Source organism: Halanaerobium sp. DL-01, from assembly GCF_003338615.1.
In the GTDB taxonomy this organism is placed as follows: Bacteria; Bacillota; Halanaerobiia; order Halanaerobiales; family Halanaerobiaceae; genus QPJE01.
On record NZ_QPJN01000001.1, the window covers coordinates 199,146 to 225,362 of the forward strand.

General features: G+C 31.9%; 28 protein-coding genes and 1 riboswitch. Of the genes, 4 read left to right on the forward strand and 24 right to left on the reverse strand.

Going from position 1 to position 26,217, the window contains the following annotated elements; translation table 11 throughout:
• Nucleotides 1-18: 18 nt before the first annotated feature.
• The 6 genes from hslU to DER71_RS00985 form a co-directional block, all read right to left on the reverse strand.
• Complete coding sequence (hslU, locus tag DER71_RS00960) at nt 19-1,419, reverse strand: ATP-dependent protease ATPase subunit HslU (RefSeq protein ID WP_199505628.1); 1,401 nt, start codon at nt 1,417-1,419, stop codon at nt 19-21.
• A complete protein-coding gene (hslV, locus tag DER71_RS00965; protein ID WP_114457014.1) occupies nt 1,409-1,984 on the reverse strand; it encodes an ATP-dependent protease subunit HslV in 576 nt (191 codons plus the stop codon). The genes hslU and hslV overlap by 11 nt, the downstream gene beginning before the upstream one ends.
• Nucleotides 1,985-2,194: 210 nt before the next feature.
• A complete protein-coding gene (gene topA / locus DER71_RS00970; protein WP_114457015.1) occupies nt 2,195-4,273 on the reverse strand; it encodes a type I DNA topoisomerase in 2,079 nt (692 codons plus the stop codon).
• Nucleotides 4,274-4,297: 24 nt separating this feature from the next.
• A complete protein-coding gene (locus DER71_RS00975) occupies nt 4,298-4,786 on the reverse strand; it encodes a DUF494 family protein (protein ID WP_114457016.1) in 489 nt (162 codons plus the stop codon).
• Between the two features lie 69 nt (nt 4,787-4,855).
• Nucleotides 4,856-5,995, reverse strand: a complete 1,140-nt coding sequence (gene dprA, locus DER71_RS00980) for a DNA-processing protein DprA (RefSeq protein WP_233486930.1) — start codon at nt 5,993-5,995, stop codon at nt 4,856-4,858.
• Between the two features lie 66 nt (nt 5,996-6,061).
• Nucleotides 6,062-7,966 carry a molybdopterin biosynthesis protein gene (locus tag DER71_RS00985; RefSeq protein ID WP_114474195.1) on the reverse strand — a complete coding sequence of 635 codons (1,905 nt, stop codon included), beginning with the start codon at nt 7,964-7,966 and terminating at the stop codon, nt 6,062-6,064.
• Between the two features lie 191 nt (nt 7,967-8,157).
• On the opposite strand from DER71_RS00985, the gene DER71_RS00990 reads away from it, so the two are divergent.
• Complete coding sequence (locus DER71_RS00990; protein WP_114474196.1) at nt 8,158-9,648, forward strand: TrkH family potassium uptake protein; 1,491 nt, start codon at nt 8,158-8,160, stop codon at nt 9,646-9,648.
• 14 nt (nt 9,649-9,662) lie between these two features.
• Entirely contained in the window at nt 9,663-10,334 is a 672-nt protein-coding gene (locus DER71_RS00995; protein ID WP_114459020.1) for a TrkA family potassium uptake protein, read from the forward strand.
• A gap of 60 nt (nt 10,335-10,394) precedes the next feature.
• On the opposite strand, the gene DER71_RS01000 is transcribed toward DER71_RS00995, so the two are convergent.
• The 6 genes from DER71_RS01000 to DER71_RS01025 form a co-directional block, all read right to left on the reverse strand.
• Nucleotides 10,395-11,159 (reverse strand): SIMPL domain-containing protein, encoded by a 765-nt coding sequence (locus tag DER71_RS01000; protein WP_114459021.1) that lies wholly within the window; start codon nt 11,157-11,159, stop codon nt 10,395-10,397.
• A gap of 26 nt (nt 11,160-11,185) precedes the next feature.
• Nucleotides 11,186-12,493, reverse strand: a complete 1,308-nt coding sequence (locus DER71_RS01005; protein ID WP_233487352.1) for a cation:proton antiporter — start codon at nt 12,491-12,493, stop codon at nt 11,186-11,188.
• 265 nt (nt 12,494-12,758) lie between these two features.
• Entirely contained in the window at nt 12,759-13,160 is a 402-nt protein-coding gene (locus DER71_RS01010; protein WP_114458909.1) for a biopolymer transporter ExbD, read from the reverse strand.
• Nucleotides 13,150-13,779: a MotA/TolQ/ExbB proton channel family protein gene (locus DER71_RS01015; protein WP_114458908.1), complete on the reverse strand. Its 630-nt coding sequence runs from the start codon at nt 13,777-13,779 to the stop codon at nt 13,150-13,152. The genes DER71_RS01010 and DER71_RS01015 overlap by 11 nt, the downstream gene beginning before the upstream one ends.
• A 15-nt stretch (nt 13,780-13,794) precedes the next feature.
• Complete coding sequence (locus DER71_RS01020; protein WP_158531776.1) at nt 13,795-14,892, reverse strand: energy transducer TonB; 1,098 nt, start codon at nt 14,890-14,892, stop codon at nt 13,795-13,797.
• Between the two features lie 48 nt (nt 14,893-14,940).
• The gene (locus tag DER71_RS01025; RefSeq protein WP_158531767.1) at nt 14,941-16,752 is read right to left on the reverse strand and encodes a TonB-dependent siderophore receptor; all 1,812 of its coding nucleotides are present in this window, start codon (nt 16,750-16,752) and stop codon (nt 14,941-14,943) included.
• Between the two features lie 131 nt (nt 16,753-16,883).
• A riboswitch (cobalamin riboswitch) is annotated at nt 16,884-17,060 on the reverse strand.
• Nucleotides 17,061-17,182: 122 nt separating this feature from the next.
• On the opposite strand from DER71_RS01025, the gene DER71_RS01030 reads away from it, so the two are divergent.
• Complete coding sequence (locus DER71_RS01030) at nt 17,183-17,557, forward strand: YraN family protein (RefSeq protein WP_114458905.1); 375 nt, start codon at nt 17,183-17,185, stop codon at nt 17,555-17,557.
• Nucleotides 17,558-19,084 carry a YifB family Mg chelatase-like AAA ATPase gene (locus tag DER71_RS01035; protein WP_114474197.1) on the forward strand — a complete coding sequence of 509 codons (1,527 nt, stop codon included), beginning with the start codon at nt 17,558-17,560 and terminating at the stop codon, nt 19,082-19,084.
• Here the strand turns inward: DER71_RS01035 and DER71_RS01040 are convergent.
• From DER71_RS01040 to DER71_RS01095, 12 genes are all read right to left on the reverse strand, one after another.
• Nucleotides 19,067-19,513 carry a QueT transporter family protein gene (locus DER71_RS01040; RefSeq protein WP_114458903.1) on the reverse strand — a complete coding sequence of 149 codons (447 nt, stop codon included), beginning with the start codon at nt 19,511-19,513 and terminating at the stop codon, nt 19,067-19,069. The two genes, DER71_RS01035 and DER71_RS01040, sit on opposite strands and share 18 nt — an antisense overlap.
• Before the next feature lie 94 nt (nt 19,514-19,607).
• Nucleotides 19,608-20,390: a ribonuclease HII gene (locus DER71_RS01045; protein WP_114458902.1), complete on the reverse strand. Its 783-nt coding sequence runs from the start codon at nt 20,388-20,390 to the stop codon at nt 19,608-19,610.
• Nucleotides 20,371-21,237: a ribosome biogenesis GTPase YlqF gene (gene ylqF, locus DER71_RS01050; RefSeq protein ID WP_114458901.1), complete on the reverse strand. Its 867-nt coding sequence runs from the start codon at nt 21,235-21,237 to the stop codon at nt 20,371-20,373. The genes DER71_RS01045 and ylqF overlap by 20 nt, the downstream gene beginning before the upstream one ends.
• 58 nt (nt 21,238-21,295) lie before the next feature.
• Nucleotides 21,296-21,640 carry a 50S ribosomal protein L19 gene (gene rplS, locus DER71_RS01055; protein ID WP_114458900.1) on the reverse strand — a complete coding sequence of 115 codons (345 nt, stop codon included), beginning with the start codon at nt 21,638-21,640 and terminating at the stop codon, nt 21,296-21,298.
• A 22-nt stretch (nt 21,641-21,662) separates the two neighbouring features.
• On the reverse strand, nt 21,663-22,247 hold the full coding sequence (locus tag DER71_RS01060; RefSeq protein ID WP_114458899.1) for an RNA methyltransferase: 585 nt from the start codon (nt 22,245-22,247) through the stop codon (nt 21,663-21,665).
• Nucleotides 22,234-22,995 (reverse strand): tRNA (guanosine(37)-N1)-methyltransferase TrmD, encoded by a 762-nt coding sequence (gene trmD, locus DER71_RS01065; protein WP_369834972.1) that lies wholly within the window; start codon nt 22,993-22,995, stop codon nt 22,234-22,236. The genes DER71_RS01060 and trmD overlap by 14 nt, the downstream gene beginning before the upstream one ends.
• Before the next feature lie 8 nt (nt 22,996-23,003).
• Entirely contained in the window at nt 23,004-23,525 is a 522-nt protein-coding gene (gene rimM, locus DER71_RS01070; protein WP_255416546.1) for a ribosome maturation factor RimM, read from the reverse strand.
• 11 nt (nt 23,526-23,536) lie between these two features.
• Nucleotides 23,537-23,764 (reverse strand): KH domain-containing protein, encoded by a 228-nt coding sequence (locus DER71_RS01075; protein ID WP_114458897.1) that lies wholly within the window; start codon nt 23,762-23,764, stop codon nt 23,537-23,539.
• An 18-nt stretch (nt 23,765-23,782) separates the two neighbouring features.
• Nucleotides 23,783-24,043, reverse strand: coding sequence for a 30S ribosomal protein S16 (gene rpsP, locus DER71_RS01080; protein WP_114458896.1), 261 nt, complete (start codon nt 24,041-24,043; stop codon nt 23,783-23,785).
• Between the two features lie 159 nt (nt 24,044-24,202).
• Nucleotides 24,203-25,540 carry a signal recognition particle protein gene (ffh, locus tag DER71_RS01085; protein ID WP_114458895.1) on the reverse strand — a complete coding sequence of 446 codons (1,338 nt, stop codon included), beginning with the start codon at nt 25,538-25,540 and terminating at the stop codon, nt 24,203-24,205.
• Between the two features lie 12 nt (nt 25,541-25,552).
• Nucleotides 25,553-25,897, reverse strand: a complete 345-nt coding sequence (gene ylxM / locus DER71_RS01090) for a YlxM family DNA-binding protein (RefSeq protein ID WP_114458894.1) — start codon at nt 25,895-25,897, stop codon at nt 25,553-25,555.
• Nucleotides 25,898-25,980: 83 nt separating this feature from the next.
• The coding region (locus DER71_RS01095) for a 2-oxoacid:acceptor oxidoreductase family protein (protein WP_199505629.1) at nt 25,981-26,217 on the reverse strand (237 nt) is incomplete at its 5' end.

The following is a 26,217-nucleotide window of genomic DNA, read 5'->3' on the forward strand; positions in this document are numbered from 1 at the left end:
CTCCATTTCTAATTTTTATTACAGGATATATCTGCTTAAATCTTTATTTTGCACAACATCCTTTAATTTCTCATTAACATAGTCAACATCAATTTCAAAATTTGATTTATCCATATCAGGTGCTGCAAAAGATAAATCTTCTAACAGCTTTTCCATAATTGTCTGCAGTCTGCGTGCACCAATATTTTCTGTCTCTTCATTTACATCAAAGGCAAAAGCTGCAATTCTTTCTACTGCTTTTTCTGTAAAATTAATTTTTATTCCTTCTGTTTCCAGAAGTGCAATATACTGTTTAATAAGAGAATTTTTGGGAATTAATAATATATCTTTGAAATTTTCCCTGCTTAAACTATTTAAATTTACTCTAATTGGAAATCTTCCCTGTAGTTCAGGAATTAAATCCGAAGGGCTGGAAACATGAAATGCACCAGCAGCAATAAATAGAATATGATCTGTTTTTACTGAACCATGTTTTGTAACTACTGTAGAACCTTCCACAATAGGAAGTATATCCCGCTGAACACCTTCGCGCGAGACTTCAGGGCCTGAGCCGGATTCTCTACCAGCAATCTTGTCTATTTCATCTAAAAAAACGATTCCATCATTTTCTACTTTATTTATAGCTTCAGTTTTAACCTGTTCCATGTCGATAAGTTTTTGAGCCTCATATTCTTTCAAAATATCTTTAGCTTCTGCAATAGATACTCTTTTCTGTTTTTTTTGTCCTGGAAAAATATTCCCCAGCATATCTTGAAAGTTCACTCCCATTTCTTCAACACCAGAACCAGAAAAAATTTCTAACATTTGGGGAGAACTTGCCTCAATTTCAATTTCTATTTTTTTATCATCAAGTTTTCCATCTTTAAGGTTTTTCAGCATTCTTTCTCTTCGCTTTTCTATTCTATTATCAATTTCCGCATCATCTGAGGAAGAAGTATTATCTGAATAATCTTTTTCATCCATTAAAAAGGAAAACGGTTCCTTTTTTTTCTTTTTACTTCCAGGCAGTATTTTATCTACAATTCGTTCTAAAGCAAGCTGTTCAGCTTCTGCTTCTACTTCTTTCATTTTTTCTTCCTTTACCATCCTAATAGCAAATTCTGTAATATCTCTGATGATAGATTCAACATCACGACCAATATAACCAACCTCAGTAAATTTTGTTACTTCAATTTTAATAAAAGGAGCACTGGCTATTTTAGCTAATCTACGTGCTATCTCAGTTTTTCCAACTCCAGTTGGTCCAATCATAAGAATATTTTTGGGAATAATTTCATCTCTTAGATCATCTGCTACCAGTTTGCGCCGATATCTATTGCGAAGAGCAATTGCAACTGATTTTTTTGCTTCATCCTGCCCAATAATAAATTTATCGAGTTCCTTAACTATTTCTTTTGGGGTATATTCTTTATTTATCATTATTATTCTTTTCTTCACCTCCGGTCAAAAGTTCCAGAGTTATATTATTGTTGGTATAAATACAAATAGAAGCCGCTATGTGCAGTGCTTCTCTGGCAATATCTCCGGCATTTAAATTATCAGCATGGTTTAAAAGAGCAGATGCTGCAGCTCTAGCATAAGGACCACCAGAACCAATTGCAGATATCTTTCCATCTGGTTCTATAACATCCCCATTTCCGGAAATAATCAAAATTTCATCCAGATTTGCAACTATTAGCAAAGCTTCAAGTTTTCTTAAAAATTTATCGGTTCTCCATTCTTTAGCCAGTTCCACTGCTGCTCTCTGCAGATTACCATGATATTCTTCCAGCTTTCCCTCAAACTTTTCAAACAGAGTAAAAGCATCAGCAGATGTGCCGGCAAAACCAGCTAAAACTTTATCATTATATAAGCGCCTTACTTTTTTAGCTGTTCCTTTCATAACTGTATTGCCGAGTGTTACCTGACCATCACCTGCCAGAGCAGTACAGTTTTTGTGCCTAATAGCAACTATAGTTGTTGCTTTAAAATCTGTTACCGACAATTTAGAACCTCCTTTTCTTATACTTCTTATAAAACTTATTTTTAAATTGTCATATGATTCAAAATAGTTTTAATCTATTTTTTTAATATTAACATGGATTGATTATAAAAGTCAAGTTTACGAGATAATATTCACAACTTTAAACAAACCAAAAAATATCATATAATACCAGAAAATCATATGATATGGATTATTTGTGAATGAAATTTATTATTCTTCTGCTTTTTCCTCATGACCACATTCCTTATTAGTACATTTATAATATTCACCTTTTGATTTTGACCTTTTTTCTACCATTAAACTGCCGCATTCAGGACAGGGTTTTTTAACAGGTTTATTCCAGGTCAGAAAATTACAGTCAGGATAATTGCTGCATCCAAAAAAGGTTTTCCCTTTTTTAGTTTTTCGTTCAATTATTTCACCATCTTTACAGTCAGGGCAGCTGACTCCTGTTTTAACTACAAAAGGTTTAGTGTTTTTACATTCTGGATATCCCGAGCAGGCCAAAAATTTACCATAGCGTCCATATTTTACAACCATCGGTCTGCCGCAGACATCACAGATTTCATCTATTTCTTCTACAATTTCTATTTTTTCCATATTTTCTCGTGCATATTCTAATCTTTTATAAAACGGTTCATAAAAATCTTTTAATACCTTTTTCCATTCTTTATTTCCATTTTCTATTTCATCAAGTCTCTTTTCCAGTTCAGCAGTAAACTCTATATCAGTAACATCTGGAAAATATTCAGACAGCAGTTCTGTCACTGTTTCTCCAAGTTCTGTTGGATGCAGATATTTACCCTTTTTTTCAACATAATTCCGTGAAACTATTGTAGAAAGTGTTGGCGCATAAGTACTTGGACGGCCAATACCTTCTTCTTCCAGAGTTTTTACCAGACTCGCTTCAGAATATCGTGGTGGTGGACTGGTAAAGTGCTGTTCTGGGATATATTCTTCTGCTCTATATTTATCTCCTTCTTTTAATTCAGGTAAATCAATTACGTCTTCTGTAGATTTCCCTGTTAAAATAAGATGACCAGGGAAAAGAAGTCTTGATCCACTAACTCTAAATTTATATTTATCTCCACTTTTTAAAACAGCAGAAACTGTCTCATAAATTGCAGCACTCATTTGACTTCCTGTAAAGCGATTCCAGATAAGTTCATATAGTTTAAACTGATCATTATTTAAATATTTTTTCATCTTTTCAGGGGTTCTATTTACATCTGTCGGTCTAATTGCCTCATGTGCATCTTGTGCGTTTTTATTATTTTTCTTTGCAGAGGATTTTCGCAAAAATTTACTGCCAAATTTTTCTTTTATAAAATCAACAGCACTATTCCTGGCTTCGGCAGATATTCTGGTGCTGTCAGTTCTGATATAACTGATTAAACCAACTGTACCTTCACTGCCAACATCTATTCCTTCATACAGCTGCTGAGCTAAAAACATTGTCTTTTTAGCAGTAAAACCAAGTCTGTTTGCTGCATTCTGCTGCATTGTACTTGTTGTGAAAGGAGACTTTGCATTCCTTCTTCTTTTGCGTTCTTTAACTTTAATAATTTCAAAATTTTTATCTTTTATATCTGAAATTATTTCATCCATATCTTCTTTATTATTAATATTAAATTTTTTATTATTTATTCTGTAAAGGTCTGCAGTTATTTTATCTTTTCCATTTTTTAGTTTTACTTTTAAAGTCCAGTATTCTTCTTCTTCAAAATTTCTAATTTCTTTTTCACGCTGACATATTATCTTTACAGCAACCGACTGTACTCTGCCGGCACTTAAGCCCCTGCGCACTTTTTTCCATAAAAGAGGGCTTAAACTATAGCCAACCAGTCTATCAAGAAGTCTTCTAGCTTGCTGTGCATCTACCAGATTATAATCAATTGTGCGGGGATTTTTAATAGCTTTCTTAATTGCTGATTTTGTAATTTCATTAAATTCAATTCTAATATTATCTGTATCATCAAGTTTAAGTGCTCTTGATAAATGCCATGAAATTGCTTCTCCCTCTCTGTCAGGGTCAGTTGCAAGAAAAACTTCACTGCTTTTTTTTGATTTTTTTCTTAATTTATTTAATATTTTACCTTTTCCACGGATAGTAATATAATTTGGTTCAAAATCATTTTCAATATCTATCCCAATTTTACTTTTTGGTAAATCTATAACATGACCCATTGAGGCTTCAACATTATAATTTTCCCCCAAAAATTTGGATATTGTTTTTGCTTTTGCCGGTGATTCAACTATTACAAGATTTTTATTTTTTTTATTTGCCATTAAAGTACATACCTCCAGTAAACATTAGTTTACTATTTGATAGTTAAGTTTCCCATCTTTAAATTCACTTATATTGTCTGCAATATAAATTAACTTTTCTGGTTCTTCTACAACTTCATTTATTAACTGCCAGATTCTATCTGTTTCTAAGAACTCAAAAACTGCTGACTGCATCATTTTTGTAATCAGCATTTCTAATTCATCCGGGGACAGAATCTTAAGATTGTTTAATTTAAAAATAATCCCTTTAGCTATACTGTTAAAATACATTTTTTCTGTTTCTGTAAAAACTCTATTATAACCACTCTGCATACTGCTGTCAAAATAAAAATCACTATCATCAAAAAGTATAGAATTATCAAAAATAAAAGAAAATGCTTCATCTATATCTTCCATATCATAACCAAGATACTGTAATTCTTCAATGATTTCATCTTGATTAAAAAAAATATCTTCATCATCCAGTATTTTTTTAATTAAAAAGCTTATAATTTCAATTAAGTTTTTATCCATTTTATTACAGGTAATATTACCTGCTGTTCTTCCTCCCTCTTTAAATTAAAATCTATAACTAGTATTATATTATATTGGTTTTAATAGATTTTGTAAACCCTTATATATATATTTTTTTCCTTTTTTATGAATTATTAGATTCTTAAATTCCAAACTTACCAGTGTTCGATCCAGTATATCACTGTCAAAACCACTTATACTTTTAATTTGATTGTAGTTAATTTCTACTTCATGCTGAAAAATCTGTAGAAGTTTTTTCTCATTATAATTTAAATCCGGATAAATATCGTCCTTTTTATCTCTGCTGTTTTCTTTCTTTTTATCATATTTTTGTATATATAAATTTAAATGGTCAAGCACATCCTGTACTGATGTGATAACAGCAGCACCATCCTTAATTAATTTATTAGTACCTCTGCTTGTAGGTCTATCAATATTCCCAGGTAAAGCCATTACATCCTTTCCCTGCTCTAAGGCAAAATTTACTGTAATTAGTGAGCCGCTCTTTTCTCCTGCCTCCATAACCAGCACAATATCTGCCAGACCGCTAATAATTCTATTTCTTCGGGGAAAGTTACCTGGAGTAGGACTAATATTTGGGTTAAATTCACTGACAAGCATACCGTTTTGTTTAATTTTCTGGGCCAGCATCTTATTTTCTGAAGGATAAATATATTCAAATCCAGCACCCATAACAGCAGTTGTTTTCTTAAAGTCAGATTTTAAAGCACCTCTGTGTGCAGTCGAATCGATCCCTTTAGCCATTCCACTAATAATATTAATATTTTTATCTGCCAGTTTCCTGGCAATATTATAAGTTACTTTTCTGCCGTATATTGTTGAATTTCTCGACCCCACAACTGCTGCAGAAGGAAGGTCAAATAAATTTTTCCCTTTATAAAATAATACAGGAGGTGGGTCATAAATTTGATGCAGTTTCTGTGGATAATTATCGTCTATAATAGTAACATAGTTAAACTCTCTATTTTTAAAACTTCTGTAAATCTTATTTATGTCCAGTTTTTTTCTGGTTTCAATAAGCTTTCTTTTTTTTCTTCCCTTTATACCAGTGTGCTCCAGTTCTCTGCTGTCCATCTCCCAGAGATACTGGAGTTTAATATTTTGTTTGAGAATCGAATTAATTGTTTTGGGGCCAAATCCGCTGATCCCATTTAATATAACCAGGTAAAATGATTGATCAATATGCACAAGTATTCCCTCCACTGATGTTTTAACACCATTATAAAGGTAATAATTTCCATATGCAAGTTATTTTTACAAATATTTTATTTCTCCAGTTATATCTGTTTTATATCCATCCATTTTTAATATTTTATTTTTAAACTTATCAGAATTAATCAAATTCAGCAGTTTTTCTATTTTTATATCATTTATTTTATTTTTACGAAAAACAAAATCATATCTTTCTTCTTTAACTGGAATAAAATCTAACCCCATAATATCGGCTGCTGCTTTAATTCCCAGTGCAGCATCAGCACCTCCACTTGCTACAGCTGCTGCCGCAGCTATATGTGTATAGACTTCTCTTTTGTAACCATTAAGATTCTCTTTATTAATATTTTTTTGTTCAAGAATATAATCGAGAAGAACTCTTGTTCCTGCACCCTTCTGCCGGTTGATATAATTGAGATCTTTTTTGATTATATCTTCCAGTTCAGAAATTTTATTAGGATTACCCTTTACTACCATTAAGCCCTGTTCTCTTTTTACAAGGTTTACTATTACCATTTCTTCATTATTAAATAGTTTTTTAACAAAACTTTCATTATAACTCCCTGTTTCTGTATCCAGAAGATGTGCCCCTGCAATTTCTGCTTCTCTTCTTTTTAGAGAAGTTAATCCTCCCATACTGCCTGATGTAATATATTTAAAATCAAGACCACTGTGTCCTGAAGAAAATTCATTTTTTATAATATCCAGGGTGAGGTCATGACTTCCAGCTAATAGAAGGCTGTTTTTAATTTGCGCTTCTGATTTAAGAAGTATCACCGGAAGATTTCCTCCAGCTTCTATACCTTCTTTACTACTTTTTATCAGGGCAATTCCATCAGATTTTATAAGAGAATCCATTGCAGCTGCACCACTTTTGCCGGGGATTGATATTAAGTCATTTCCTTCATAACGAAGCAGAACTCTTTTTAATTCATTATTACCAACAGAAGACGAAATTTTTCGACGGGTGATACTGTTTTTAAATTTTATATTAATTTTTTCTTTTGTACAAATATATTTTATTATGCTCTGGCCAAAATAATAGAATGTAAAGATTGCTGAAAGTGGGTATCCCGGTAGTCCAATTACAGGTTTTTTATTAACTGAAGCTAAAATAAGTGGTTTTCCCGGCATCATATCTATTCCATGAGTTAATATTTCACCTTTATTTTCTATAACTTTTCTGCTGAAATCTTCACTTCCTGCTGATGAACCAGATAATATAACAGTTAGATCGTATTTTTCATTATACTCATCAAAAATTTTATTCAACTTATCTTCTCTGTCAGGTATAATATCAGAAATCTTGACATCTGCTCCCCATTTTTCGGCCATAACTTTAATCATCTGAGAATTAAAATCGACAAGCTGTCCTACCTGAGGAGTTTGTTCGGCATCTACAAGCTCACTACCTGTAGGAATAATTCCAATTTTTAATTTTTTATAAACATTTATTTTTGCGACTCCTGCTTCTAAAAATGCACCTATATGATAAAATTTAAGTTGTGTATTAACCGGAGATATTAACGTATCTTTTATAACACTTTCACCTACCATACGAATATTCTGCCAGGGAGAAATAGATTTTTCTATTATTACAGTTTCAGAATCAATTTTATTTATTTCTTCTATTTTTATCACTGCATTAAACTTATCCGGTACAGGATCTCCAGTATCTACCCAGGTGAAATCATCTTTCTTTAAAGTAACAGGGTTTCTTTCATCAGCTCCATAACTATCAGCTGCATTAACAGCAATTCCATCCATTGCAGAAGCATAAAAATTTGGAGCTGATCTTTCTGCATATACTGCCTGAGAAAGAACCCTTCCGTCAGCTTCTGTAACTCGTATTTTTTCTGTATCTAATTTATAATTTTTAAATTTCGCAAGCCATTTCTGCAGCGATTTTTTTGTTTCACTCTTTTTTAAATAAATGTTTCTTTTCATAAAAAGTTATCTCCTTTCAGTATTCAATTAATCATATATTTTCAATCGGTATTTCTGTAAAATTATATATTCACTAAATAAATTTAATCTCTATTCCCTGCCTGCACCTGCCAAAATCTTAAAGGAACTAAACAATTATTCTAGAATAATTATATTAGAAATTTAAATATATCACTTACAGGTGGTGCCATATGTACAGATATAAAAAATACAATACCATATTTTATTATTTAAGTTCTCTGAGTCTGATCTTAGGAATAATAATTATAATTCCCCTCATCTTATCTTTTTATCTTAATGAAGGAAATCAAATCTATCGATCATTTTATTATACATCATTAATTTCTTTTTTTGCTTCAATTTTAATGCGTCTTCCTACTAATAAAGATAAAATATATATAGACCTTACAACTGCAATGCTCCTATGCTCTTTGGGCTGGATTATTGTATCTTTACTTGGTTCTATTCCTTTTATTATTGCCCTTAACAAATCATTTATCGATGCTTTTTTTGAAGCAGTCAGTGGTTTTACAACAACTGGTATAACGGTTTTTGTTAATTTGGATACAATGCCGAAATCAATTTTATTCTGGAGAAGTCTAATGCAGCTTTTGGGTGGGTTGGGTATTCTAACCTTTTTTCTTCTTATATCAACCAGATCTAAGGGACAGATTTGGCAGCTGTTTAGTGCTGAAAGCCACAAAATCAATGTATCCAGACCGGTACCTAATATTTTTAAAACTGTAAAAATACTCTGGTCTATTTATCTTGGATTTATTTTTTTAGAAACTCTTATACTAATGGCCCTTGGACTGAGTGCATTTGATGCACTTACACACAGCTTTACCTCTCTATCTACAGGTGGTTTTTCAGCTTATAATGAAAGTATTGGTAGTTTTGCACAATTAGGTTTTCAAAACTATATTTTAATAGAATATGTCATTATAATCTTTATGTTTTTAGGTGGAGTAAACTTTTTACTGCATTTTCGACTTTTTACAGGAAATTATAGAGAAGTCATAAATAATACAGAATTTAAAACTTTTGTTAAAATTATTTTTTATTCAACATCTATTATAACAGGATTAATAATAATATTAAATACTGCTGCAGAAATTTCAGCAGAAGAAATATTTAGAAAGGTTTTATTTCAGGTTGTTTCCATTATTACAACAACAGGATTTGGTACTCAAAATATTAATTCGGAATTTTTCCCGGCAGCTTCCAGACAAATTTTTCTTGTATTTATGCTTATTGGAGGCTGTGTTGGATCAACCGCAGGTGGATTTAAAATTATGAGAATTAATATATTATCCAGACTGTTTAAAGGAGAGGTTAAAAAAATATATTTACCAGAACGGGCAGTTTTACCTGTAACAATAGATAAAAAAATTATCAGCAGTAAAGAAATTAATAAGGTGTCAGGTATATTTTTGATCTGGTTGATTTTTATTTTAATTGGAGGTCTTATAACTTCTATTTTCTCTGATTTAAACGGCTGGCAGGCTTATTCGGGTATGTTTTCTGCTGTAGGTAATATAGGTCCGTTTTTCTTTTCTGTTCCCAAAATGGCCTCTCTGTCTCCTGTAATTAAGTTTACATATATAATTGGAATGCTGGCTGGAAGACTTGAAATATTCCCTATAATAATATTGCTTTCTAGAAAAGCCTGGAAAGCATAAAGGAGGAGTTTATATTGTATATTATAATTGCTGGTGGAGGAATTGCTGGAAGTAATTTAACTAAAAATCTTGTAAAAAAACATGATGTTATTGTGATTGAAAAAGAACAAAGTGTTGCAGAAAAAATTTACAGCAGATATGGGGCTGTTTCTGTACTTGGAAATGCTACCAGAATTGATGTACTTAAAGAAGCAGGAATTCAAAAATGTGATATAGCAATTGGAGTAATGCGTGATGATGCTGATAATCTTTCCTTCAGCCTGCTGGCAAAAAATTTTGGTGTAGATAAAATAATGGTGAGAATGCGTGAGCCGGAATATGAAAATGCCTATCAGATGGCAGGAGCAACGAATATTGCAGCAACCATGGAATTAATCGTAGAAAAATTTATTTTAGATATAGAAAAGCCAGATGTACGCAAAGTTGCTTCTCTTGGTGAAGGTAAAGCAGAAGTCTCTATTTTAACAATACCCGACAATTCCCAAATTTCTGGAATGCAGATTTCGGATATTGTAAGTCAAAAAAACTTCCCGGTTAACTGTGTTATCGCAGGAATTTTTGATAAAAAAGAAGATAAATTTATAGTACCCCGCGGCAGTAAACAGATATATTCAGGTAATCAGGTTTTTTTAGTTGCTTCTAAAAATGATATGGAGAAGGCAGCTAAATTCCTTCTCCATAAGTGATTTTAATATATTTTTATTTTTTTAACATGTTAATCATTAAAATAAATCTGTTGCTAGAAATCATCTCAGCAAAATTTCTGCAGAAAGACTGACAGATATTTTTACTTTCTCTCCTTTGACTGGTACTGGAACAGCTTCATCTCTGGAAGTACTGTCCATATTTAATGTCTTTTCTGCTCTGTATACATTCTGACCTCCCAGATTGATAGTTTTAATCTGATATTCCTTTTTACCCAGTTTATCTCTTAAAAATACCGCTTTTTGATTCAGTTTATCCAATGCCAGTGCTGTTACTTCATTTACAGCACTCTCTTCATTTTTAAGCTGATAGTTTATCTGAGATAAGTTATTTGCTCCTTGATTAAGAGCTTTTCCTAAAATAAGAGGCAGTTCTTCTAAATTTTCACTTTTAAAAGAAATTCTATTTATAACCTGATATTCTCTTTCTATATTATCATTACTGTAGTTATTCACTGGATAAACTCTGTAATCTTCTGTTTCTATTTCTGTAAGGGTTTCTTTTTCCAGCATTTCCAATAATGAAGTCATTTTTTCATTATTATCACTAACTGCAGACTGCAAATTAACATCTCTACTCTCAACTCCTAGTTTAACTTCTACAGCTTCCGGCTCAAAATCTTTTTCTGCACGGATATTTAAATTAACTACTACAGATTCTGCCTTTTCTTTGAGGGCAGCATCACTGATTTCATCAGTTTTTGATCTGGTAAATACACTATTATCAAAATATAATCCATTTACAATTACTGCAGTCAATAGTATCAAAGCAATAAAAACTAAAAACATACCTGTTCCTCTGTTCATTTGAAATTCCTCCTGTTTTTATTATTCTAAAATTTTGCCTTTACCTTCTTAATTTCCCCTGCTTTAATTAATCCATATTCGGTTGTAAGTGGGCCAATGATTTCAGTTATAAAGGAAGTGAATAGAATTATATTCAAAATAAGCATTGAAACCTGAGAAGCCTCTCCAGGAAGATGAATAAAATCTCTCTGTATAATAAATGCCAGGTCAATGGCAACACCAATTTGAGGAAGCAGACCAAATCCTAAATACTTCTGCACTTCAGGCGGTGCAGATGAAACTTTAGCTCCAAGATATGAGCCTCCTAGTTTTCCTGTGATTCTTGCTGCTGTATAGATTACAGCAATGATTAAGAATTTCAAGTTGAGTAAATTGCTTATCTGTATTTTTGTACCTGCTAAAATAAAGAAAGCAGCAAATAACGGTACAGTAAGTATATCAATTTTTTCTGATATTTCCAGTCTTTTTACTGCAAAATTTCGGTATGCAAATCCCACTGATATATTTGTTATGAGTGGTGAAATATGTAAGAACACTGCCAGAGCTGATGAACCAAAAATAGTTGCCAGTATCAGCAGAACTTTTCTGCTTTCTGAAGCACAATTTGCCATCATTCTTTGTGAAATATATCCTATTATGATTCCTATAATTATAGCACTCAATATTTTAAATAATGGTAAAATAAATATACTAATAAAACCTATTTTTTCTCCAGGAGTTGCTGTTGTAAGTGCAAAAGGTTCCATAAATGTAAATATAATTAAAGCAAGTGCTTCATCAAGTGCTAATACAACCATCAGTGTTGCTGATAATTCTCCCTGCAGACTGAAATCTCTCAGAACCATTACTGTAGCTGCTGGTGCAGTTGCTGTTGCAATTGTTCCAAGTAAAATAGCTACAAAAAGCGGCTGCCCAATAGCCAGCATAGCTCCAGAAACTAGGACAAAGGCTCCAATTAATTCTAAAAGTACAATTGCAGTAAATTCTAATTCCAGACGCCTAAGAACCTTAAAGGAAAGTGAAGTACCTATTGAAAAAGAAATAAATGAAACAGCAAGAACAGTTATAAAATTAAAGGTATTTAATAGATAATCATACCAGGCAACAAATTCCTTTGACAAAAAAGGAAGCTGTTTTACAACACTAATACTGCAGACTGTTCCCAAAACTATATACCCAACTACACTTGGAATTCTAAAATTTTCAGTAATAGTACGTATTATATAAGCAAACAACATCAGCAGTCCTATAACATATATTAATTTGTGACTTTTATGATTAAGCATTAACCAGTACTGTAAATCATGTAAATTTTCCAGCATCAAATATTCCATATCTGCCTCCTACTACAAATCATATCTTATTCTCTCTTATTATATAATTCTTAAAAATTGTTTTAATTCCTTTATTGATATTAAAATAAATAATATATTTTAAATTTTAGAAATTAGCAAAAAACAGTTTTTAAAATTTTATTCATGATGAAATCTCTTTTTTACAACATAATTTAAAAATGGGAAACTCCTTTTTAAAAGCTAATAGAACTAAATATACTGTTATTATATACCGATTTATCGACAAAAAGATGAGGATATCTCCTCATCTTTTTTCTCTAACAGTAAAACTTATTTTATTAAAATCGCTTTCTTTTAAATTTTCAATCAGAGAAACTATATATTGAAAGTCAGTTTTTTTATCAGCATATATTTTTACTGTTTTTTCTTTATTTACTTGAATTGAATTTCTTAAAAAATTTTCTAATTCTTCACCGGTAAATTCTTTATTCTGAAAAATAATTTTATTATCTGCCGTTAAAAATAATTTAATTATCTGCTGTTCCTGCTGTTCACCAATATTACTGTCCGGCAGATTGATATTGTATACTGCTTCTTCTCCCTGCAGAGTTGAAGAGACAAGAAAAAAAATTAATAACAGAAAAACTATATCTATCATTGGAGCAAGATTGCTTCCACTTCTCTTTTTAGATGGTTTATACTTCATCTTTTTTATCACCCTCAGTATTTCCATTAAAAAGCATAATTTCTGTTTCTATCCGCAAATTTTCCAGCTGGGTAATCATTTTTTCGAGCTTTCCATAAAAAAAATGGTATCCACCAACTGCAGGTAAAGAAATAAGTAATCCTGCTGCAGTGGTCAGCAGTGCTTCCGATATACCAACAGCCATCTGTTCAGGACTGCCTCCCAGTCCTAAAACCTGAAAAGTTTTTATCATTCCTGTTACAGTACCTAACAGACCTAAAGTTGGTGAAGCCTGACCAATAAAATTTAGAAGCCCCAGTCCCCTTTCTAATAGAGGCAGATAGTCAAGTTCTGCACTATCCATCAGTAGATTAAATTCTTTTCTATTATGAGGGGATTTTTGGAAAACAGAATTATATATTTTTGAAGCTGAGCCACTTTTTTTGTTAATAATGTTGTCATTTTTATATTTACCAGCTGCATAATTTTTTATATGTTTGAGATATTTTTCTTTGTCAATTCTTTTGTAGTTGATCAAGAAAATTATAGTTCTTTCTATTAATATAAATATTGTTAAAAAAGCTGAGATCAGTAATGGATATGAAACTGGCCCGGCTTTTGCAATAAATTCTGAAATCATAAATATTCCTCCCAATTAATCTGTGAGTTCAAATTTTAATGGTAAAATAATTTTAACACTTATTTTTTCCCCATTCAATACAGCAGGTTTAAAATCCCAGCTAGAAACAGATTTTAATGCTGCCTTATCAAAACTTTCATAACCAGAACTCTCATAGATTTCTATATTTTTTGTGCTGCCATTTTTATCAATTATTAACTGCAGAAGTACCGTACCTTCTATGTTTCTTCTGCGGAGATTTTCGGGATAGTTTGGTCGGCTGTATCCGGCAATCACAGGTTTTTCAATATTTTTGTTATTTTCACCAGTTAAATCATAGACTTTATTTGAGCTGGTATTCTTATTACTGTTATCTTTAGCCTGAATATATTTACTATTTTTTTGTTTATTAATATGGCTATTATTTTTGGGTTTTATTTTCTGTTCTCCATTATTGCTTTTTTCTAATGACTTTTTTTTATTGTCCATACTGCTGTTATTTTCAGCAGCTGTTTTGGATTTTTTATTATTTTTTTCAGAAACTTCCTCTTTTTTTAAATCTGAAATAAATTTATCTAAATCAAATTTTTCATTTTCTTTATTGATATCAGTTTTATCCTCTGCATTTTTGTCATTATTATTTTTTTCTTTTTCTAACTCATTAAGCCAGGCTGGTTTATCGGCTGGTTCAGGTTTTTGTGTATCGATATTTTTTTCTTTGTTTTTTTCTTTATTTTCCTCTGTTTTCTTATTTAACACTTTATCTTTCTTATCTGCAGTTTTTTTTTCAACTACATGTTGGCTATTATTTTCTAAAGCTGTTTTTTTATCTTCGATATTATTTTCTTCAGTTAGTAAACTCTCTACTATATCATTTTTTAATGATTTTTTTTCTCCAATTAGATTGTTGTTTTCAATTTTATTCTGTTCACTGTTCTTTTTGCCATCTAATGAAGATTCTAATGAACGCTCACTTTTTTTAATCTGAAATTCTATATTAATTTCAACTTCTTTTTTATCTTTGACAGGCTTATTTCCTGCCAGGATTTCAAAAGGCGAAAGCTCTAAAAAAACAAGAAGAGATAATGACAGAATCAAGCTTAATATTTTTGCTAATTTATTATATTTGTTCATCATTCATCACCTCTTCTTTTGTTTAACTTTCAATTAAATAGTTTTTATTTAAAACTTGGTGCTTAAAGTAAGCATATAGTTTCTTTCAGGCATAGGATAACCATCAACAACTTCATATTCTTCATCAAAAATATTATTAATTGAAAGTGAAAGTTTATTATCTTCATTGATATTTTTTATTATTTTTAAATCTGAAACAAAATGTGATGGCATATCTTCTTTAGAATTGTAATCTGTTCTTTCACCTGTATAGCGATTATTAAGGATAAATTTAATACTGCTCATCTGATATGTCATATCCATATTTAAAGTATGATAGGGCATATCCCCAATCTGTTCACTGGAATTTTCTTCTTTGGTATCTAAATAAGTATAATTAACATCAAAATCAAATTTATCATTTATTTTTCTTGAATAAAGAATTTCAAATCCATTCATTTCAACATCTGAATCAATATTTTGCGGTATATAGGAACCATCCAGTAAAATCATTTTTTCTACATTTCTATTGAAAAATGTTAGCTCTTTTTTGGATTTTTGAGTTTGATGTTTAAATCCAATATCAAGTGATTCTGCTTTTTCAGGTTCTAAATCTGGATTGGAAAAACCTGGATAATAAAGATCTACAAATGTGGGAGCTCTAAACGATTCAGCAGCATTTGCATTAAAACTAAGCTGATCAGAAATTTTATAAACAATCCCCAGTCTGGGACTAAATTCTGAACCATATACTTCATGATCATCATAGCGGCCGCCTATATTAAATATAGTCTTGTCTTTATAATACATTTTATCCTGTATGAAAATAGCTTTATTGTTATTTTTCTCTTCATAGTCACTAGATTTAGCATCTTTTTTTACTTTGTTTTCTGTTAAATCCAGCCCACAGCTTAAAGTGTGGTTTTTTAAATAATAAGTTTCGTTAATTGAAATTCCTTTTTTAGAAATATCAGTTACTGTATCCCAGCTGAGGTCTGTTAATTCTCTATCATTATTATAAATTGATATTTTTCTATCTTTATTTTCCAACTTTTGATTGAAAGTTAAATTTACATTTTGGTCATTATCTTCACGGGATCCACTTGATGCTGCTAAAAATCCTTCTGGTAAATAATCAGCATCCTGGCCAGGATAATCAGTTTCACTATCATTATTTTTGAATGAAAGTGTAATATCACTATAATTACTTATATTATAATTATATTTCAAAAATAAATCTTCTCTATCTAAAGAACTGTTATCTCTATGACCATCTGATAGTAATTTGTCATAAATTAAAGTTAAACTGCTGTTATCACCGGAAAAGCTGTGAGATATACTGTATTTTTGTGTATCAAAAGAGCCGGCTTCTAATTTTAGATTTGTTTTTTTAAAATCATCCGCATCTTTAGTAATTATATTAATTACACCTCCCATAGCATTTGCTCCATAAACAGCTGAAGAAGGGGATTTTAATACCTCAATTTTTTTTATAAATTCAACCGGAATTGATTCCAGCCGAAGACTGCCGTCATTTGGATTATTATATGGCTGTCCATCAATAAGTATCAAAATCTGTCTGCCGCGCATTCCTCGGATTATGACATCTTTTTGTCCAACAACCCCACCTTTATCTTTAATATGTATGCTTCCTGTGCTCTGCAGCAGTTCTGCAACATTATTTGCTGCAGATTCTTCAATTTCCTGTTCATCAATCACCTCAATACTGACAGCAGTCTCCATAATATCTTCTTCATATTTACTGGCAGTAACAACAACCTCTTTTAGATTAATAACTTCTTCCTCAGCAGCATTTACCGTAATAACAGCTAAAAGTGATAATAAAACTGCTGTAACCACAACTAGAACTAATTTCTTCATAATTTTTATTCCTCCTGTTTTTTGGTTACAGCCATCAAAGACAGTGCCTATAAATACCATAAACAAAAAAAACCGCCCAGGTAATGGCGGTGTCTAAGAGATATAGACAACAACCAACCTTGTCTCGAAGATGGCTGTTTTGCTCTTCAGGCAGGTTTCCTGACTTACAGTTTCACTGTCTTTACCTTCCCCATTGCTGAGTGGTTATTTAAGACAGTCAGCTGATTACAGTGGCGGACCCGTTCAGGAATTTCACCTGATTCCCTATTATCTTCTTTAAAAGAAGCACCTAAAAAGAAAACATATTTCCTTTTATTATTTTATTCGTTATAAAATTTATATTTCCTGCATAAAAATAAAATAAATTAAAAGAAGGATTTTACAATAATTTACATAAATATAATATATAGGAACAAAAAGGGGTGTTAATATGGCTTTACATAATAAAATTGGCAGGTTGGGTGAAGATATTGCAGTTCAATATTTAATAAAAAATAATTTTAAAATTATTGAAAGAAATTATAAAAATAAATTTGGAGAAATAGATATAATAGCTTTAGAAAATAATGTTATACGTTTTATTGAAGTTAAAACGAGAAGTTCAAATTATAAATCTTCTCTTGAAGAAATTCTGCATTACAATCAAATTAAAAGGCTTAAAAATTCAGCTCTTTATTTTATCAGTAATTATCATGATAATCAGAGTTTTTCATTTGATCTTATACTGATAAAAATTAATATTGAAAATAAGAAAATAACTTTCTTTAAATATCTTAAAGACATAATTTATGAGGAGTTGATATAAATGTATGCTGATCTTTATTCTGCAGTTATTAGTGGAATCAGAGCGGAAATAGTTAGGGTGGAAATAGATATTTCCAATGGACTTCCCGGCTTCAGTATAGTGGGATTAGCTGGAAAAACAGTGCGGGAATCAGCAAAAAGAGTACGTTCAGCGGTAGTAAATTCCGGTTTTCACTGGCCGATGAAAAAAATTACGGTAAATCTTGCTCCTGGTGATGTACAGAAATATGGATCTCATTTTGATCTTGCTATAGCAGTATGTCTCCTTATCTGCTCCAAACAGATCAATATAAAAAATAAAAGTAAATACTTATTTGCAGGTGAACTTACTTTAAATGGTGATATTAATCGGGTAAAGGGAATACTGCCGATGCTCCTGGAAGCAAAAAATAAGGGTATCAAAAAAGCTGTAATACCTTTAGAAAATGCTGCAGAATGTAATTTAGTTCAAAATACTGAAATTACTTTTTTGCAAAATCTCAAAGAAATTGATAATCTCAACAATATAAAGGGCAGTAAAACTAAAATAAAAAATAATACATTAAGACTAAACAGAAATAAAATACCTGATATAAATAGTATAAGAGGTCAGAAAACTGCCAAAAAGGCTGTAATGATTGCAGCAGCTGGAAGACACAATCTGCTTTTAGTAGGACCACCAGGCTGTGGCAAAACAATGCTGGCACATTCAATAGTTAAACTGCTGCCGCTTCTTAATAAAGAAGAACTTATAGAAGTTGCTTCAATTTACAGTATTAAAGATAAACTAAGAGATCTGGATATAAATAACAGGTATCGTCCATTTGTTGCTCCCCATCATTCTATTACATCTGCTGGTTTAATAGGTGGTGGGAAAATACCTGTGCCCGGAGAAATATCTCTTGCTCATAAAGGTGTATTATTTCTGGATGAACTTCCGGAATTTAAAAATAAAGTATTGTCCAATTTGCGTGAACCACTGGAAAATAAAAAAATAAAAATAGTTCGTCAGCAGGCAAGTTTTATTTTTCCAGCAGATTTTCAGCTTATTACTGCTATGAATCCCTGCCCCTGCGGATATGCTGGTCTGGATGACAATAGATGCAGCTGTTCAGAGCGAGATATTGCCAGATATCAAAAAAAATTATCAGGAGCACTTAAAGACAGAATTGATCTGCAGATAGAACTTCTGCCGTTAAAAAGTGATGATATTTTAAAAAAAAATACAGAGCAGCAGTACAATTATCTAAAAAAAATTGAACAGGCTGTATTAGCTCAAAAAGATCGATATAAAGATCTGAATATTAGCTATAACAGTCAGTTGAGTATAGAAAATATAGAAAAATTCTGTCCACTTGACAGTGATGCAGAAAATATACTAAAACAGGCTGTAGAAAATTTACAGCTGAGTATGAGGGGTTATATAAGACTTTTAAGAGTGGCAAGAACTACTGCAGATTTAAATAAAAACAAAAATATTAAAAGTAATGATCTTCTGGAAGCAGTTAATCTCCGCTGGTATGCTGAAAAATCAGAAATGCTTCTTTAAAAATTTGATCATAGGATAACCAAGTATGGCAATTACAGCAGCTTCGCTTAAACCAATCTGAATTACATTTAACCAATATGGTATTCCATAAATTTTATATAGATATAAACTTATAAGAAAAGCATTAAATATAATTGGACTCAGATATGCAGTAATACTGTTCTTAAATTTGTATGTTATATAGGCAGCAATTAAAGTTACTAAAGAACCTCCTACAATATCAACAATTCCAAGCCCTCCCAGTATATTGGCTAGCAAAACTCCCAAAAATAGAGCAGGTACTGCTTCTGGAAATATCATCGGCAGAAGAGTTAGAGCTTCTGCAGCACGAAATTGAACAGGGCCAAAACTAATGGGCGTCAATAAATATGTTATAATAACATAAAGTGCTGCTATTGCTGCCCCTCTTGCTATTTTTTTTGTTTCCATATCTTATCTCCTTCCTAAACTTATGCTGGAGCTTATAAACTTTTTCAAAATAAAGCTTAAAAATGAGCTTAAATCAAAATATAAATTATAAATATTATTCTGGAACTCTACCAAATGATTTGCGGTGAATTGGTGAGGAGCCATACTTTTTTAAAGCTTCAATATGTTCTGCAGTACCATAACCTTTATTAGATTTAAAATTATATTCCGGGTATTGATCTGCATAGTCAAATATTATTTTATCTCTTGTAACTTTTGCAATAATTGAAGCAGCAGAAATAGCATTTATTTTTTTATCACCATCAACTACAGTTTTTTGCTCTATTTCTAAATCTGGAATGCCTGTATTTCCATCTACCAGAACATATTCAACATCTAGATTAATATTATTCAAAGCCCTCTTCATTGCCAAAAATGTTGCATTAAGAATATTGAATTTATCAATCTCCTGATTATCTGCTTTTCCTATACCTACAGCTGCTTTTTTATTAATTTCAGCAAAAAGTCTATTTCTCTCCTTAACTGATATTTTTTTTGAATCATCAAGACCATAGATTGGTTTAGCAGAGTCTAGTATTACTGCAGCAGCTACAACCGGACCGGCCAGAGGGCCTCTGCCGGCTTCATCAATACCAGCTATAAATTTATAGCCTATATTTCTTAGATTATCTTCATATTTATTATTTATATGCCACCTTTCTATAATTTTTTTTCTTTTCTGCAGTTTTTTTGTAAGCTGCTGTGAAATTTTAACAACACCTGTTCTTGAATCATTGGCAAGTTTTTGAATTAAATTTTCTGCTGGTTCTTTAGTCTTCAGATACTGCTTTATTTCTTTAATTGTCATTTTCTCAAAATCAGGATACTGATAAATCATCTGAATCATCTCCTGGTTTTTCCAGTGTAATTTTTCCCAGTTTTCCCCTTCGAAAATCATTAATAAGCAGCTGAGAAGCACGATTCCTGTCAACTTTTCCACCACTCATAATACAGCCTCTTTTTTTGGCAATCATAGGTAAAATATCATAGGGATGTTCCTGGCCAAAATCAATATTATAAAATTCCTTTAAAAAATCAGCATTAATATCACGAATAAACTTAATTAATTTATATGATGCAAGTTCGAAATCAAAAATATCATTATCTACCGCACCGGTAACTGCAAGTTTATATGCAGTATCCTCGTCAGAAAATTTTGGCCATAAAATTCCTGGTGTATCGAGCAGCTTAACCTTTTTATCAATATTTATCCACTGCCTGCCTCTTGTTATTCCAGGCTTATCACCAATAGTTACAATTTTACTGCCAGCCAGAATATTTATCAGAGCAGATTTTCCAACATTAGGAACACCAATTATCATGGCTCTGATTTGTCTGGCTTTTCTCCCTTTTTGAGAAAGTTTCTTGCTGATTATATCATATTTATTATTTAAAAGACTTTTTAATCTGGAAGCTCCCTCTCCCGTGATAGAATTGATCAGTACAGCATCTGTCTCTTTATTGATGTGCTCAATCCAGTTTTTATTTAAATTATCATCAGCCAGATCCATTTTATTTAAAACAACTATCTTATTCTGATTCTTTATGATCTCATTCAAATCAGGATTTTTACTGCTTTTTGGAATTCTAGCATCAATTGTTTCAATTACTAAGTCAACTAGGCTTAAATCTTTTTTTAGTATTCTTTTTGCTTTTGCCATATGTCCTGGATACCACTGTATCATAATTTATTAACCTCACATTAAAAAAGGGTGCAGGATAAAACCTCCCCACCCTTTAAATTTAGTCTCTTTTTTCTTTAATTCTAGAAGCTTTACCTCTTCTTGAGCGCAGGTAATACAGACGAGATCTTCTGACATCTCCACGACTAACTACTTCTATTTTTGCTAATTTATTGGAATGAAGTGGAAAAGTTCTCTCAACTCCAATACCTTTTGATATCTTTCGAACAGTGAAAGTTTCGTTAAGTCCCCCACCATTTCTTTTTACTACCACACCTGTATAGTTTTGAAGCCTTTCTTTACCACCTTCTACAACTTTAACCATCAGGCGGAGTGTATCACCAGGTGCAAATACCGGTATATCATCACGCATTTGTTCTTTTTCGATTTCGTTGATAATATTCATTGTAAACCTCCTTCCCAAATAACTATTTTGTCCACCAGGGTGAAGCTAAAAGACGATCAAGTATTATCGATACAGCACTTCGAACAGATAAATGATTAAAATCCCCTCTACCAATCACAGGGTCAAGTATGTAATCACACTGTTCTAAAGTTTCTTCAGTAAGGCCATAGCCTGTTCCAAAAATAATAAGAAAAGGTCTGTCATCTTCTGCAAAAATTTCTCTCATATTGCTGTATGAGACCGAGTTCTCAAATTTTTTAGCATCTGTTGCAATCAAAACGGCATCTTTTTCAGTTTTATTTTTTATACTTTCTTTTACTTCATCCAGTGTTGAAGCTATTTCCAAAACAGAAAATGCTTCATGACGATTATAGCAGTAATCTGCTCCTCGTCCACTGGTCCAATAGCCTTTCATTCTTTCAACAAGCTGCTGCTGTGATTTAAGATGATTGATAACATAGTATTTATTAATATCATAGGTCCTTGCAGCTCTGGCAATATCATGCAGATCATAATTAGTTATTGTAGTTGTTATTTTGTCGCCAAGTTTGTTATATATTGGATAGTGCAGCAGTCCAAGAAAAATATCTGCATCAATTGTTTTCATTAATTTCACCCTTTAATTCTTTCTTTAATTCTTCAATTATTTTTAAATCTTCAGGATTCAGTTCCTTCTTTTTTAACAAATCTGGTCTTCTGATAAGTGTTCGCTTCAGTGATTCCCTTCTGCGCCAGTCCTCTATCATTTTATGATTGCCGCTTAAAAGCACATCCGGAACCTGCATCCCTCTAAATTCACGTGGTCTGGTATAGTGTGGATGTTCAAGCAGTCCTTTATAAAACGAGTCTTTTAAAGATGAATTCTCATCACCAAGAACACCGCTAACCATTCTAGAAACAGCATCTATCAAAACCATTGCAGGCAGTTCTCCACCTGTTAAGACAAAATCACCGATAGATATTTCTTCATCAACAATAGTTTGCCTAATTCTTTCATCAACACCTTCATAACGCCCACATATAATTATTAAACCTTCATTCTGACTTAATTTTTTAACCAGATTTTGATCCAATTTTTTCCCCTGTGGGCTCATGAGAATTGTTTTAGCTGTTTGCTCTCTTTTTTTCGATGCAAACTGCCAGGCTTTATAGATAGGTTGAGGTTTTAAAACCATTCCAGCTCCACCACCATAAGGTGGTTCATCAGCCGTATTATGTTTATCTTCAGCAAAATCTCTAATATTTATTGTTTTAATGTCTATTATACTATTTTCCTGAGCTCTTTTTAAAATACTTTCTGTAAGTGGTCCCTTAAACATTCCTGGAAAAAGTGTCAATATCTCGAAAAACATAATTTCAACCCCTATAGATCCAATAAACCTGTTATCGGTTCAACAATCATTATATTTTTTTTGAAGTTTATGTCAAGTATCATCTCTTTACTAGCTGGAATCATAAAATCTTTAATTTTACCTTTAATTAAAAATATATCGGTTCCTGCAGTATCAATAATATCAGTTAAAATACCCAAATAACTTCCATCTTGTAAATAAACTTCCATATTAATCAAACTGTCTACATAATAGTGATCTTCAGGTAAAATCATTTTTTCAGCTTCAGGAATCAGTACCTCAAAATTTTTGTATTTTTCCGCATCTGAAATCGAATTTACAGATTTAAATTTTATTATTACAAACTGTTTATGAAATCTAATATACTCTATCTGCATTTCAATAATATCTTTTTTATTTTTTAGATATACTTTATCAAGTTCAAAAAACCTTTCAGGAATGTCAGTTAGCGGTTTCACCCTCACTTCACCTTTATTCCCCTGAAATCTGGTTATTTGTCCGACTGTAGTGTATTCATTGTTCAGTTTAATCACCAGCCTGAAATTTATTGAATATCAACTATTACTTTTTTACCTTCCTTAGTTGCTGCTGCTTTAACAACAGTTCTAATTGCGTTTGCAATTCTACCTCTTTTACCAATAACCTTACCCATATCATTATCAGCTACAGATAATTCTAAAATTATTGATTTTTCGCCTTCAACCTGATTTACATGAACCGCTTCCGGTTCGTCTACTATTGATTTTGCTATAAACTCTACCAGTTCTTTCATGGAGTTTTCCTCCTTTTGTTAATTATTATGAAATTTTTCCATAATTCCTGATTGTTTCAGCAAACTTTTTACTGTATGTGATGGTTTAGCACCATTGTTTAACCACTTTAATGCTTTTTCTTCATCAATTTTATAAGAAGCTGGTTCAGTTGTAGGATCATAAAATCCAAGTTCTTCTACAAATGGCCCTTTTGGAGTTCTTCTTGAATCAGAAACTACCAATCTATAAGAAGCATTTCTTTTACTTCCCATTCTTTTTAAACGAATCTTAACTGCCATAAAAAACACCTCCTTTCACTAACCTCTCATTTTATAACGCATTGTCAGGTTAGTACTAGGGCATCGAGCCCGTCGCACTCACTCTCATTTTATAACGCATTGTCAGGTTAGTACTAGGGCATCGAGCCCGTCGCACTCACCCTCATTTTAATAATATACTTAACCAAAGAACGGCATTTTAAAGCCACCTTTGCCTAATTTACCGCTGTTTAACTGCTTCATCATTTTTTTGGTCTGTTTAAACTGTTTCAAAAGTCTATTAACTTCCTGAATATTCGTTCCACTTCCCTGAGCTATTCTCTTTCTTCTGCTGCCATTGATAACTGATGGATTTCTTCTTTCTTCTGGTGTCATGGAATTAATTATGGCTTCTATATGATCAAGCTGTTTTTCATCAACCTGCATATTTTTAAGCTGTTTTGAACCACTCATACCGGGCATCATTCCAAGCAGCTGATCCATAGGTCCCATATTCCTTACTTGATCCATTTGATCAAGAAAATCTTCCAGGGTAAATTCATTTTTTCTCAGTTTTTCTTCCAACTCTGCAGCTTTCTTTTTATCAATACTTTTCTCGGCCTTTTCAATAAGGCTTAAAACATCTCCCATTCCCAGTATTCGAGATGCCATCCTGTCCGGATGAAACTGTTCTAAATCAGCAAGTTTTTCACCTGTACCAACAAATTTAATCGGTTTACCGGTAACTGCTTTAATTGAAAGTGCAGCACCACCACGTGCATCACCATCAGTTTTTGTGAGCACAATTCCATCTATATTGAGCTTTTTATCAAAGTTGTCTGCTACATTGACAGCATCCTGACCTGTCATCGCATCAACAACTAAAAGAATTTCATCGGGTTCAACAGCAGTTTTAACTAATTTTAACTCTTCCATCATTTCTTCATCAATATGAAGTCTACCTGCTGTATCGAGGATTATGGTATCACAGTTGTGGGAAGAGGCATAACTTAAACTACCTTTTGCTATATCAACAGGATCTTTTTTATCTCCCATGCTGAAGACCGGAATATCCAGCCTTTCACCCAGTACCTGAAGCTGTCTTATCGCTGCAGGTCTATACACATCGGCTGCTGCAAGCAGAGGCTGTTTACCCTTATTGGACAGTATTCGTGCTAGTTTACCGGCACTGGTTGTTTTACCAGAGCCCTGCAGTCCCACCATCATAATTATTGTTGGCGGTTTTGATGAAATATTTAATTCTGATTGAGTTCCCCCCATCAGATTCTGCAGTTCTTCATTCACAATTTTGATAACCTGCTGGGCAGGAGTTAAACTTTCCATTACTTCTTTTCCTACTGCACGTTCTTCAATTTTTTTGACAAAATCTTTTACAATTTTGTAATTTACATCAGCTTCTAAAAGTGCCATTTTAACTTCTTTTAGAGCAGCTTTTACATCATCTTCACTTAATTTCCCTTTACCCCTCAATTTGGCGAGGGTATCCTGCAGTTTTTCTGCTAGACTTGAAAAAATCATAATTTACCTCCTTTAGAGGATCGATTTTATATATTCTAATTTGTCCATAACTTCTTCTCTATTATTATTATTTAACATCTCATCATTTCTCAAAATTTCTTCCAGCTGATTAATATTATTCCTTAAATCTTTATATTTTTTTACTAAACCAAGTTTTTCTTCATATTCTTCTAAACTCTTTTCACTTCTCTGCAGATGGTCATAAACTCCTTGTCTGCTTATACCAATATTTTCCGCTATTTCAGCCAGAGAAAGATCATTATAAAAATAGCTTTCAACTATACTCTGCTGTTTTTTGGTCAAGAGATTTCCATAAAAATCAAATAACATACTTATCTTTAATGTTTTGTTTAACAAAAAAATCACCTGTAAAGTTTATTTACTTAACACTCACAGGTGATAGTTTACAATACTTTTATTCTTTTGTCAAGCCTATTTAATCACTTTTTGACCTTTTTGGCAAGCTCCATACCTAATTCAAAAGCCTTCATATTTACTTCTTCTGTTCCTTTGGGAATTCTTCCCTTAATTGCTTTTTTGTATACATCCAGTTCTGCTATGTCTGTCAGCTCTGCTGCTGCACCTATAAAAGCTATGTTTGTCGGCAGTATTGTCCCCAGCTCTTCTTTTACTTCTTTTGTAAATGGAATCAAATACAGGTTATCTGAATTAATTTC